The organism is Streptomyces ureilyticus, assembly GCF_011045025.1.
In the GTDB taxonomy this organism is placed as follows: Bacteria; Actinomycetota; Actinomycetes; order Streptomycetales; family Streptomycetaceae; genus Streptomyces; species Streptomyces ureilyticus.
Genome location: NZ_JAAKZX010000256.1, coordinates 1 through 11,930, shown reverse-complemented (window position 1 = coordinate 11,930; position 11,930 = coordinate 1). Strand labels below are relative to the sequence as shown.

General features: G+C 69.8%; 12 protein-coding genes. 9 read left to right on the top strand and 3 right to left on the bottom strand.

Translation table 11 applies throughout. The annotated features are described in order from the left end of the window. Positions 1 to 129 precede the first annotated feature (129 nt). Positions 130 to 579 (bottom strand): DoxX family protein, encoded by a 450-nt coding sequence (locus G6048_RS42280; protein ID WP_165344925.1) that lies wholly within the window; start codon positions 577 to 579, stop codon positions 130 to 132. A 142-nt stretch (positions 580 to 721) separates the two neighbouring features. On the opposite strand from G6048_RS42280, the gene G6048_RS42275 reads away from it, so the two are divergent. The 7 genes from G6048_RS42275 to G6048_RS42245 all read left to right on the top strand — a co-directional run bounded on the left by G6048_RS42275 (position 722) and on the right by G6048_RS42245 (position 7,547). Next, positions 722 to 1,111 carry a cupin domain-containing protein gene (locus G6048_RS42275; RefSeq protein ID WP_165344924.1) on the top strand — a complete coding sequence of 130 codons (390 nt, stop codon included), beginning with the start codon at positions 722 to 724 and terminating at the stop codon, positions 1,109 to 1,111. 180 nt (positions 1,112 to 1,291) lie between these two features. Further along, the gene (locus tag G6048_RS42270; RefSeq protein ID WP_165344923.1) at positions 1,292 to 2,488 is read left to right on the top strand and encodes a flavin-containing monooxygenase; all 1,197 of its coding nucleotides are present in this window, start codon (positions 1,292 to 1,294) and stop codon (positions 2,486 to 2,488) included. Between the two features lie 228 nt (positions 2,489 to 2,716). Next, on the top strand, positions 2,717 to 4,942 hold the full coding sequence (locus G6048_RS42265) for an acetate--CoA ligase family protein (protein WP_165344922.1): 2,226 nt from the start codon (positions 2,717 to 2,719) through the stop codon (positions 4,940 to 4,942). Between the two features lie 232 nt (positions 4,943 to 5,174). Continuing rightward, entirely contained in the window at positions 5,175 to 6,095 is a 921-nt protein-coding gene (locus G6048_RS42260) for an enoyl-CoA hydratase/isomerase family protein (protein ID WP_165344921.1), read from the top strand. A 78-nt stretch (positions 6,096 to 6,173) separates the two neighbouring features. After that, complete coding sequence (locus tag G6048_RS42255; RefSeq protein WP_165344926.1) at positions 6,174 to 6,791, top strand: flavin reductase family protein; 618 nt, start codon at positions 6,174 to 6,176, stop codon at positions 6,789 to 6,791. Between the two features lie 91 nt (positions 6,792 to 6,882). Then, positions 6,883 to 7,152 carry a hypothetical protein gene (locus G6048_RS42250; protein WP_165344920.1) on the top strand — a complete coding sequence of 90 codons (270 nt, stop codon included), beginning with the start codon at positions 6,883 to 6,885 and terminating at the stop codon, positions 7,150 to 7,152. Then, positions 7,149 to 7,547: a PIN domain-containing protein gene (locus G6048_RS42245; protein ID WP_165344919.1), complete on the top strand. Its 399-nt coding sequence runs from the start codon at positions 7,149 to 7,151 to the stop codon at positions 7,545 to 7,547. Before G6048_RS42250 ends, G6048_RS42245 begins: the two co-directional genes overlap by 4 nt. On the opposite strand, the gene G6048_RS42240 is transcribed toward G6048_RS42245, so the two are convergent. Then, a complete protein-coding gene (locus tag G6048_RS42240; RefSeq protein WP_165344918.1) occupies positions 7,534 to 8,886 on the bottom strand; it encodes an MFS transporter in 1,353 nt (450 codons plus the stop codon). The genes G6048_RS42245 and G6048_RS42240 overlap by 14 nt on opposite strands. Positions 8,887 to 8,957: 71 nt before the next feature. Between G6048_RS42240 and G6048_RS42235 the strand changes: the two genes are divergently transcribed. Then, positions 8,958 to 10,034, top strand: coding sequence for a GlxA family transcriptional regulator (locus tag G6048_RS42235; RefSeq protein ID WP_235991004.1), 1,077 nt, complete (start codon positions 8,958 to 8,960; stop codon positions 10,032 to 10,034). 200 nt (positions 10,035 to 10,234) lie between these two features. Here the strand turns inward: G6048_RS42235 and G6048_RS42230 are convergent, their stop codons facing one another. After that, positions 10,235 to 11,062, bottom strand: a complete 828-nt coding sequence (locus G6048_RS42230; protein WP_165344917.1) for an SDR family NAD(P)-dependent oxidoreductase — start codon at positions 11,060 to 11,062, stop codon at positions 10,235 to 10,237. A gap of 281 nt (positions 11,063 to 11,343) precedes the next feature. Here G6048_RS42230 and G6048_RS42225 point away from each other — a divergent pair. After that, positions 11,344 to 11,930 (top strand): serine hydrolase (locus G6048_RS42225; protein ID WP_165344916.1); only part of this gene is annotated, 587 nt, incomplete at its 3' end.

The following is an 11,930-nucleotide window of genomic DNA, read 5'->3' as shown; positions in this document are numbered from 1 at the left end:
CGCGGGGGTATGGATGGGCCCGCCCGCACCCGCCACACCGCCGCAGGAACAACTCCCCCCGCCCGGCCGCCTCCCAGTACGCCCGCGTGAAGGCATCCACCTCCGGCACATCGAAGGGCGCCGCCGGCATCAGAAGAGCCCCAGAGCACTGTCCAGCGACCACGTCTGCCAGGACATCCCGAACAGGGCCACCAGGGAAATCAGCGCCATCATCGAGTTCTGCCCCTGCTCGGCCCAGTCGTGGATCATGAGGACGAGGTAGAGGAGGTTGAGGAGCAGGCCGCCGACCAGGGCGATCGGGGTCAGGAAACCGGCGATCAGGCCCAGCCCCAGGGCGAGTTCCGCATACACGACGACGTACGCCATGACCTGTGGACGCGGCGCGACGACGACGTCGAAGCCGCTGCGTACGGCGGTCCAGCGGTGCTTCGCCGCGACATCCGCCGCCCAGGCGATCCCCGTCCCCCGCTCGAACCACCCCTTCTTGTCCTTGTGCCGCCAACTCTCCAGCCACCACAGCCCGAGCCCGATACGCAGCACGGCGCCCCATTCCGCACCGGTGAGCCAGATCGTGTCCATGGATTTCCCTGCGGTCGAAGGAATCTGACGATACGTCAGTTCAGCGGATGCGCGGCGGTCACGCAAGACCGGGAGGAGGCGAGACTCTTCCTGTGGCCGGCCGCGACAGAGGCCCAGCCGGCCGGTGTTAGCGTTCGGCCGCATGGACGACGGCGTGTACGTGGGCAACGCGGGCAAGGACGCGGCGCTGGACCGCGGATGGCTGCTCGGGCACTTCAAGGACGCGGGTGATCCCCGTCAGAGCGACGCGGTGGAAATCAAGTGGGGCGTCCACCCCAGCGGCGACAAGCGAACGCAGTGGGTGCGGGGCGAGGAACGCACGGCCCTGCTGGTTCTCATCAGCGGCCGCTTCCGGGTCGAACTCCCCGGCCGCAGCGTTCTGCTGGAACGCCAGGGCGACTACGTCGTATGGGGCCACGGAGTGGACCACTCCTGGGTCGCGGAGGAGGAGTCGGTGGTGCTGACCGTGCGGTGGCCGTCCGTTCCCGGGTACGCGGTGCCGCAGGAGGAACGCACGGCTTCGCACCCATGAGCGGGGAGGGGCAGTGGCGGGAACCCTGCCTCCTCGCTCTTCACGCGCCTCATCGGTCCCACACTCTGAGGCGCCCGCGCCACGAATCCCACCCACACTCCCCACAGCCGTGATCGATTCGCAATCGATTCCGGGCTTGACCGATACCCATCAAGTGACGTGGTGAATACGCTCTGGCGCATGGCCGACTCTTCCGACGCGACGCGTCCTGAAACACACCACGCGGTGCCGTCCCACGAAGACCGACCCGTGTACGTCATCGGCGGCGGCCCGGGCGGACTCTCCGCGGCGTACGCCCTGCGCTCCCAGGGCGTACGAGCCGTCGTACTCGAGCGATCCGAGCACGTCGGGGCGTCCTGGCGGCGGCATTACGACCGGCTGCATCTGCATACGACCCGGCGGTTGTCGTCCCTGCCGGGCCTGGCGATGCCGCGCTCGTTCGGGCGCTGGGTCTCGCGGGACAACGTGGTGCGGTATCTGGAGAAGTACGCGGAGCACCACGAACTCGAGGTCGTGACCGGGGTGGAAGTCTCCCGCGTGGAGCCCGCCGCGGACGGCACCGGCTGGCTGTTGCGGGCCACCGGCGGGCGCGAGCTCACCGGTAGCGCGGTCGTGATCGCCACCGGCTACAACCACACACCCCACGTGCCCGACTGGCCGGGCCGCGACGCGTACAGCGGCGAGCTGCTGCACGCCGGCCAGTACCGCAACGCCGCCCCCTACGCCGGCCGCGACATCCTCGTCGTCGGCATCGGCAACACGGGTGCCGAGATCGCCGTCGACCTCGTCGAAGGCGGGGCCTCGCGCGTACGGCTCTCGGTGCGGACCGCGCCGCACATCCTGCGCCGGTCCACCGCCGGGTGGCCCGCCCAGCGCACCGGGATTCTCGTACGACGGCTGCCGGTCGCCCTGGTGGACCGGCTCGCCGGCCCGGTGGGGAAGATCAGCGTGCCGGATCTGTCGGCCCACGGCCTGACCCGGCCCGACACCGGGCTCTACTCCCGCGTGAACGAGGGCGCGATCCCGGTGCAGGACGTCGGCCTGATCGACGCCGTACGCAAGGGGCAGGTCGAGGTCGTGACCGCCGTCGACGGTTTCGAGGACGGCAAGGTCGCCCTCGCGAACGGCGACCGGATCGGCCCGGACGTCGTCATCGCCGCCACCGGCTACCGCCGCGCCCTGGAGGACCTCGTCGGCCACCTCGACGTCCTGGACGCAAGCGGCCGCCCACTCGTCCACGGCGCCCGCACCCCGAAAAACGCCCCCGGCCTCTACTTCACCGGCTTCACCAATCCCATCAGCGGCATGCTCCGCGAACTCGCCCTGGACGCCCAGAAGATCGCGAAGACGATCGCGAAGGCGGACAGGCGAAGGTAGTGGACACGGAGGTGCACCCGGCATCCGGGGATGCCTGACGTATTCGGTATCCGGAGCCGCCTGACGCATCCGGATGCCACCCACCCATGTTCCCGTGACGACCGTCGCGGGTACCAACCACGTGTCCGCCACAACTTCTTTGCGTGCAGCCCGGTTCCTGACGAGACGTCAGTTCAGTAATCTGACACTGCGTCAGTTATTGGCAGTCACACAGGAGCGGGCGGACCGATGCTTGGATCAACCCACGGCACCCTCACCACCGACTCCCGCCGGGCCCGGGTCATCGCCTGCGGCGAGCAACCGGCGCCTGCCGTGCACGGCAGGCCGGCCGACACCGACGACCTCGACGTCAGCGGCCGGCCGCTGTACGCCGGCGTACCCGAGCTCGACCGCTTCTTCCGCCCCGAGTCCGTGGCCGTCATCGGCGCCTCGGATGCCGAAGGGCGGCCGAACACCGGCATCACCAGGCAGTTGCTCTCCTGGGCCGAGCGGGTCGGTGCCCGGCTGCACCCGGTGCACCCCACCCGTCAGTCCGTCTTCGGCATCTCCTGCGTCCCTTCTGTCGCGGACCTGCCCGAGCAGGTCGATCTGGCCGTGCTGTTGGTCTCCGATCCCCTTCCCGTGATCGAGGAACTCGCCGAGGCCAAGGTGAAGTTCGCGGTCGCCTTCGCCTCAGGGTTCGCCGAGACCGGAGCGGAGGGCGCCGCCGCACAGGCGCGCCTCGCCGCCGCCGTGGAGCGCTCCGGGCTGCGGCTGCTCGGGCCGAACACCAACCTCAACGCCTTCGAGAAGTTCCGTGACGACCTGGACGGGCCGGCGATCGCGCTGATCACCCAGTCCGGGCACCAAGGGCGTCCCGTCTTCACGATGCAGGAGCTCGGCGTACGCCTCTCGCACTGGGCGCCCACCGGCAACGAGGCCGACCTGGAGACCGCTGACTTCATCTCCTACTTCGCCGAGCAGCCGGAGGTCGGCGCCATCGCCTGCTACGTCGAAGGGCTGAAGGACGGCCGCGCCTTCATGCTCGCCGCCGACCGGGCCGCCCGGCGCGGTGTTCCCGTCGTCGCGGTCAAGGTCGGCCGCACCGAGACCGGCGCCCGCACGGCCGCTTCACACACCGGCAAGCTGACCGGTGCCGACGCGGTGGTGGACGCGGCGATGCGGCAGTACGGCGTGATCCGCGTCGACGGGCTCGACGAACTCCAGGACACCGCGGCCCTCTTGGCCCGCGCCCGCCCCTCGAGCGCCGACGGCGTCGTCGTGTATTCGATCTCGGGCGGCACGGGCGCGCACTTCTCGGACCTGGCGACCGAGGCGGGGCTGCCCCTGCCGCGGCTGTCGGACGCCAAGCAGGCCGAGCTGCACCAGTGGATACCGGAGTACCTCGACGTCGCCAACCCGGTCGACAACGGCGGGCACCCCGTGGGCGACTGGCGTGGCCGCAAAATCATCGACGCGATCCTCGACGACCCGGCGGTGGGCGTGCTGATCTGCCCGATCACCGGGCCCTTCCCGCCGATGAGCGACCAGCTGGCGCAGGACCTGGTGGACGCGGCGGAAGAGACGGACAAGCTGGTGTGCGTGGTGTGGGGGTCGCCGGTCGGCACCGAGTCCGCGTACCGCGACACCCTGCTGGGCTCCTCCCGCGTCGCCACCTTCCGCACCTTCGCGAACTGCATCACGGCCGTCCGTGCCCACCTCGACCACGCCCGCTTCACCGCCTCGTACCACTCCCCCTTCGACGAGGCACCGCGCACGCACTCGCCCTCCTACCGCAAGGCCCAGGCGCTGATGCGGCCAGGACAGCAGCTGAGCGAGCACGCGGCGAAGCAGCTTCTGCGGGCGTACGGAATCCGCGTACCGCGCGAGCAGCTGGTGACCAGCGCGGCGGCGGCCGTGCGGGCGGCCGGGCTCGTCGGCTACCCCGTCGTGATGAAGGCTTCCGGCGCGCAGCTCGCCCACAAGACCGAACTCGGCCTGGTGAAGGTCGGGTTGACCTCCGCCAGTCAGGTGCGCGACGCCTACCGGGAGCTGACCGACATCGCCCGCTACGAAGGCGTCTCGCTGGACGGGGTCCTGGTATGCCAGATGGTCGATCCCGGAGTCGAGATGGTCGTGGGCGTCACACAGGACGAGCTCTTCGGGCCGACCGTGACGGTCGGGCTCGGCGGCGTACTCGTGGAGGTGCTGCGGGACACGGCTGTGCGCGTGCCTCCGTTCGGCGAGGATCAAGCGCGGGCCATGCTCGGCGAGCTGCGCGGGCGGGCCCTGCTCGACGGGGTCCGCGGGCGCCCCCCGTCCGACCTCGACGCGCTGGTCGAAGTCGTCCTCCGGGTGCAGCGCATGGCGCTCGAACTCGACGGCGAGCTGGCGGAGCTCGACATCAACCCGCTGATGGTGCTGCCCAGGGGGCAAGGGGCCGTCGCGCTGGACGCGATGGCGGTGTGCCGCTGAGCCGAGCGGTCCTCGCCACCGCCACGCCCACCGCCATGCCGCCGCGCGAACGGCGCCCGCGATACCGCGTGCGGCACCGAAGGTCCGGCGTAGGGCGCTGACGCTCCCGCGTACGGCCCCGACGGTCCCGCCAAGGGCGCCTATCCCACGTACGGCGCCAGTGGTCCCACGTACAGCGCCGCACATGTCGCGCACGGCGCCCTTCAACCCCCGTACGAAACGGAGCACCCCCATGTCCGACTCCCCCCGTGAACCTTTCGAATCCCCTGACTCGTCCCGCTCAGCCCGGAGCGCCGGTCCCGACCAGCGCTCCGGCCCCGAAATTTCCCTCGAGTCATTGGTACGGCACGCCACTGACAATCAGGTCGCGTGGATCACCCTCAACCGCCCCGAGGCGATGAACGCCATCACCTCTGACCAGCGAGAACGCCTGATCCAAATTTTTTCCGAAGCCTCCGCCGACCCGGACGTACGGGCCGTCGTGCTCACCGCGACGGGCCGCGGTTTCTGTGCGGGCGCCGACCTGCGGTGGGGGTCCCCCCGCTCGAGCGAAGCCGAGAGTGGGGGAGGGCCGCCCGCCGCGGAACGGGTCGCCGGTGACGTGGCCCGGGTCATCCGTCTCGGCGCCCAGCGCCTCATCGCCGCGGTCCTCGACTGCGAGAAACCGGTGATCGCCGCGGTGAACGGCACCGCGGCGGGAATCGGCGCGCACCTCGCCTTCGCCTGCGACCTGGTGATCGCCGCCGAACCGGCCAAGTTCGTGGAGGTGTTCGTACGGCGCGGTCTGGTGCCTGACGGGGGCGGCGCCTACCTCCTCCCCCGGCTGATCGGACCGCAGCGGGCCAAGGAGCTGATGTTCTTCGGCGACGCGCTGAGTGCCGCGAACGCGGAACGCCTCGGGCTCGTCAATCGCGTCGTACCGGCCGAGGAGCTGGACAAGACGGCCCGCGAGTGGGCCGAGCGCCTCGCCGCCGGGCCGACCCGAGCCCTCGCCCTCACGAAGCAACTCGTGAACGCCTCCCTGGACGCCGACCGTGCCACCGCGTTCGCCGCCGAGGCGGCCGCACAGGAGATCAATATGACGACGGCGGACGCGAAGGAAGGGGTGGCGGCCTTCGTGGAGCGGCGCGGGGCCGAGTTCAGCGGGCGTTGAGGGTTTGGAGGGTTCCTAGGGGTTTGGAGGGTCCATGTCTTCCTATCTGACGGTCCGTCAGGTTCAATGGCGGACGTGATGGGACATGCAGGGATGGCCGCCGCAGCCGTCCGCTACCTCAGGTCAGCCGGGGCCTCCACCGTCGCGGGGCCCGTGGAGGCCTTGCCTCGGCCGGAGCTGCGGGCTGTCGGGGACGATGAGCGGGCGCCGGTCGATCAGGGCGAATTCCGGCGCGTACTGGGGAACTTCGCGACCGGGGTGACCGTAGTCACCGCACCCGCCGCCGACGGCGAGGACGGCCCCGCCGGCTTCGCCTGCCAGTCCTTCTCCTCTCTCTCCCTCGATCCGCCGCTGGTCGTGTTCATGGTCGCGCGTACGTCGACGACGTGGCCGCGGATCGCTCGCGCGGGCGCGTTCTGTGTGAACGTACTGGGGGCGCACCAGGGCGAGTTGTGCCGCGGGTTCGCGGTGAGCGGGGCGGACAAGTTCGCGGGGGTCGCCTATGACGCGGCGCCGGTGTCGGGGTCGCCGCGGCTGGAGGGGGCGCTCGCATGGATCGACTGCACGATCCACGCGGTGCACACCGGCGGGGACCATCTGATCGTGGTGGGGAGGGTGGAGGCATTGGGGGCGGCCGAGATTGACGGCGCGCCTTTGCTGTTTCATCGGGGGCGGTTCGGACGCTTGAGCGACTGAAGCGGGGATTTCCCGAAAGCCGTTCATCAGTGCGAGTGATTCGTAGGACCAGGGCTGTCACTGTGCGCAGTGGCTGGCTTACCGTCGAGGCGTGAATGAACCAACACGGATCGATGTATCCGAGCTCAACGAACCGGGCGTACTGACCCAGTTGGTCGCCGGTCCTACGCCCATCGAGGTCACCGACCACGGCGAGGTCATCCATGTGATCGACGGGCGGAACAAGGTGCTCACTGCCGAAGAGATGATTGCCTTCTGGGAGTCCGGCGGCGGTATCGACCGGGAGATGCTGGACGAGATCGACGCGATGTTCTGCGACACGGACGAATACACGGAGCACGGCAGCGAGGACCCTCGGTGATCTCTTCCACCGCCCTCGCGGACACCTCGTTCTTCGTGGCCCGCGAGACCGGACGCCCCATGGCCACGGCCATGTCGCGCGGCATTCTCATTTCGACCATCACCATCGGCGAGCTGTCTCTCGGCGTTCAGGCTGCTCGCACCGAAGCGGATCGCAGCCGGCGGCTTGCCACGCTGCTGATGGCTTCCGAGCACGAAGTGGTGGCCCCCAACCGCATCGTCGCCTCTGTTTGGTCTCAGCTGATGGCTGAGATAACCCGATCTGGCCGTCGCCTGCCCAAGGCCCGCGTCAACGATGGCTGGATCGCCGCAACAGCACGCGCCCACGGCGTCCCCGTCATCACCCAAGACGCCGGCTTCGCCGCCTTCCCCGGCGTCCAGGTCATCCGCGTGTGACCGCGAGGTCGGCCGCCGCCACGGCCGGCCTCCTCCGGATCACCAGCGCCATCAGCGCCGCCGCCGCGCACAGCGCACCAGAGGCGTACCAGACCACGTCGTACGAGCCGAAGGTGTCGCGGGCGAAGCCGCCGAGGAAGGCGACGAGGGCGGCCCCCACCTGGTGGGAGGCCAGAACCCAGCCGAAGACGATCGCGCTGTCGTCGCCGTACTGCTCGCGGCACAGGGCGAGGGTCGGCGGGACGGTGGCCACCCAGTCGAGGCCGTAGAAGACGATGAAGAAGAGCATCGGGAGCTGCACCGAGGGCGCCAGCAGCATCGGCAGGAACAGCAGCGATACGCCGCGCAGGGCGTAGTAGACGGCCAGCAGTCGCCGCGGCTCGAAGCGGTCCGTGAACCAGCCGGAGGCGATCGTGCCGACGACGTCGAAGACTCCGATGACCGCGAGCAGCGAAGCCGCCGCCGTGATCGGCATGCCGTGGTCGTGGGCGGCGGGCACGAAGTGGGTCTGGATCAGGCCGTTCGTCGACGCTCCGCAGATCGCGAAGGTGCCGGCCAGCAGCCAGAAGGGGCCTGTACGGACTGCCGAGAAGAGGACGTTCAGCGTGCGGCGGGCCGCGCCGGGCACGGCAGGCGGCTTCTCGACGAACTCCGGTGCACCGTACGGCTTCAGGCCCACGTCCGCCGGATGGTCCCGCAGCAGCAGCCATACGAAGGGGACGACGGCGAGGGCCGCCAGCGCCACCGTCACGGCCGCGGGACGCCAGTCGTGTTCCGAGACGATCCACGACAGCAGCGGCAGGAAGATCAACTGACCTGACGCCGAGGCCGCCGTGAGGATCCCCGTCACCAGTCCGCGCCGCTCGGTGAACCACCGGTTGGTGACCGTCGCCGCGAACGCCAGCGCCATCGAGCCCGATCCGAGCCCGACCAGGAGCCCCCAGCACAGGATGAGCTGCCAGGCCGCCGTCATCCACACGGTCGTGCCCGAGCCGATCGCGATCACGAGCAGCGCGACCGCGACCACCCGACGGATCCCGAAACGGTCCATCAGCGCGGCGGCGAACGGCGCGGTGAGCCCGTACAGCGCGAGATTGACGGACACCGCGAGCCCGATCGTGCCGCGCGACCAGTGGAACTCCTGGTGCAGCGGATCGATGAGCAGGCCCGGCAGGGAGCGGAAGGCCGCGGCGCCGAGGATCGTCACGAAGGTGACGGCGGCGACGAACCACGCACGGTGCACACGCGTGGTCCGGCGCCGCTTTCTCTCGCTCTCGGGTTCCTGGTCCTGGACTGCTGAGGCGCCCTGGACGGCTGAGGCTTTGGTCGTCTGCGTCACGTCATAGAGCTTCTTGTCTGCGATGACCGCGATCGAGTGGCCCGACGGACAGTGTTCGCTAGGATCGGGCCATGAGTGGTTCTCTGGCTCGGCATCGCGTCGCCGTCCTCGCCCTGGACGGGCTCCTGCCCTTCGAACTGGGCATCCCGCAGCGGATCTTCGGCCGCGCGAGGACCGCCGACGGGCGGCCGCTGTACGAGGTCGTCACCTGCTCGGTCCGGCCGCCCGGCCCGGTCGAGACGGACGCCGACTTCGCCGTGCTCGTCGAGAACGGCCCCGAGGCACTGGCCACGGCCGACACCGTCGTGATCCCCGCCTCGTACGAGCTCGGCCCGGTCTTCGAAGAGGGCGTGCTCACCGACGAACTGGCCGCCGCCCTCGGTCACATCCGGTCCGGCACGCGCCTCGTCTCCATCTGCACAGGGGGTTACGTCCTCGCCGCCGCCGGCTGCCTCGACGGCCGCCCGGCGACCACACACTGGTTCCACGCCGAGCACTTCCAGCGGCTCTTCCCGAAGATCAAGGTCGACGCGGACGTGCTCTTCGTCGACGACGGGGACGTCCTCACCTCCGCCGGGGTCGCGTCCGGGATCGACCTGTGCATCCATCTCGTACGCCGCGATCACGGCACGGCCGTCGCCAACGACGTGGCCCGCCGCACCGTCGTACCGCCGCACCGTGACGGCGGGCAGGCGCAGTACATCCAACGGCCGGTGCCCGAGCCGCAGGTGGCGACCACAACCGCCGCTCGCGCCTGGGCGCTGGCCCGCCTCCACGAACCGATCCAGCTGCGCGACATGGCCGAGCAGGAGTCCATGTCCGTACGCACCTTTACGCGCCGTTTCCGCGAGGAGGCCGGCATCAGCCCCGGCCAGTGGCTTACTCAGCAGCGTGTCGAACGCTCCCGCCATCTCCTGGAGTCCACCGACCTGTCCATCGACCAGGTGGCCCGCGACGCCGGCTTCGGAACGGCCCAGTCGATGCGGCAGCACCTCCAGGCGGCGCTCGGGGTCACACCGAGCGCGTATCGGCGTACGTTCCGATCCTGGAGCGGCCACGACCGGGCCGTCGGCAGTCGGCAGTCGGCAGTCGGCAGTCGGCAGTCGGCAGTCGGCAGTCGGAACGACCGTATCGGCAGCGGGAGTTGAGCGTGCGACGGAGACCTTCGTGAGCCTGCGCTCCCCCCGCGCGCACAGCAGGCCGAGTGCGACGGCCCCCGGTGCGGCCGGACACAAGCGCACAGTGCCTTGACCGTCTCTCGGGCGGACAGGGGGAAATTGCATCCGTCAGGAGCAGCCGGGGATGGCGGCTCGGCACCGGCGCGTCGGTGGTCCCCGGGCCTGGGTGGTCAGGCATGGACCTTCCGCAGCAGGCGGGTCGGGAGCCGGGCCAGCAGGTATTCGACGACGGTCCAGGGCACTCGGGGCACTGTCGCGTGGACGGCGCCGGACTCGACGCGGTCCATGATCTTGCGGGCGCCCGTGCGGGTGTCGATGAGGAACGGTCGTTTGTCGCCCAGGGATTCGTTGATCGGGGTGTCGATGTAGCCGGGTGCGACCGTGGTCACGGTGATGCCGCTGTTCCACAGCTCGCCTCGGAGCGACTGAAGGTACCTCGTGAGCCCTGCCTTGGAGGCGCAGTACGGCGCCCCGCCCGGCAGGCCCGCCGCGGCCACGACGGAGGTGAAGCCCACCACCTGCCCGCCGCCCTGGCTGCGGAAGTGTGCGACGGCCGCGTCGATGGTCGCCATCGCACCCAGCAGATTGACGTCGACCACCGCGCGGTGCGCCTCGAAGCGGCCCTCCCCGACGTTGCCCCAGTCGTCGGCCCCCGCGTTGGCGATGACCATTCCGAGTCCGCCGAATTGGCGGGACGCGTCGTCGATCGTCCGCGCCACGGCCTCGTGCTCGGTCACGTCGAGGGCGGCCACGGTGACCGAACGCTGCGGGAACGCGGCGGTGAGCTGTGCCCGCAGTTCTTCCAGGACCTCGATTCTGCGCGCGGTGAGGTACACGTCGTAGCCGCGGGCGCACAACTCGGCTGCCAGCGCCTTGCCGATGCCCGAGCTGGCACCGGTCAGGAACGCGGTTCTCGCGGGCAACGGGGGCCGGCCCGGGTCGACGAAGGGCAGCTTCCCGAGCAGGCGGCGCGTGGTGGGCAGTTCAGTGCCGTTCATCGGTCTCCGGTCCTGTGATCCGCGAGCGCTTCACCGTGCGTCCGTCCGGGGCGGGCCTGCGGCGCAGCTCTTCTCGGATGGCTGTCATGCGCTGTCCTTCATGGAGCGTCGGCGAGGGGGCCAACGACCCCGTCGTCATCATGACCACTCACTCAAAGCGTGTCAACGCTGTTGACACCTACGATGACACCAGCATAAGCACCACTGTTGACACCAATGGATCGACGAGTCAGAGTGAGGACGCCGAAGCTCGGCATGCCATGCGATGAAGGAGTTCAGTAATGCGTATTGAAGCGGGTGGATGGCTGCTGGGAGCCGCCGCTGCGGGCGCCGGGGCGGTATGGCTGTGGCGACATCAGGACGAGGTGATGACCCGCCGCCCGGTCAATGAGTGGACGTTCACTCACATGAATCTCCTCATGCCCACCGAAGACGTCCGCCGCGGCGGAGATGTGTTCCCCCTGCCCCGGCGACCGCGCCCCCTGGAAGTGACGTACGGCTTCGAGGGGCGGGAGCGGAGCCTTGCCGAACTGCACGCTCGAACGAACACCACCTCCTTCGTCGTGCTGCATGGCGGCGAGATCGTCCACGAGTCGTATCCGGGGTACTTCGCCGGGGTCGACGTTCGGTTCCAGATGTTCTCGATGACCAAATCGGTGACGTCGATGCTGATCGGAATCGCCCTCGACGAGGGGGCGATCAAGGATGTGACCGAGTCGGTGACGGTGTACTGCCGGGAGTTGGTGGGCTCCGCCTTCGACGGGGTGACCATCGAGCATCTGCTCGACATGAGCAGCGGGGTGGGTGACCTGGTGGAGGACTACACCGTTCGGGACAGTCTGATCAACCGGTTCGCCAAGGCCGCTAC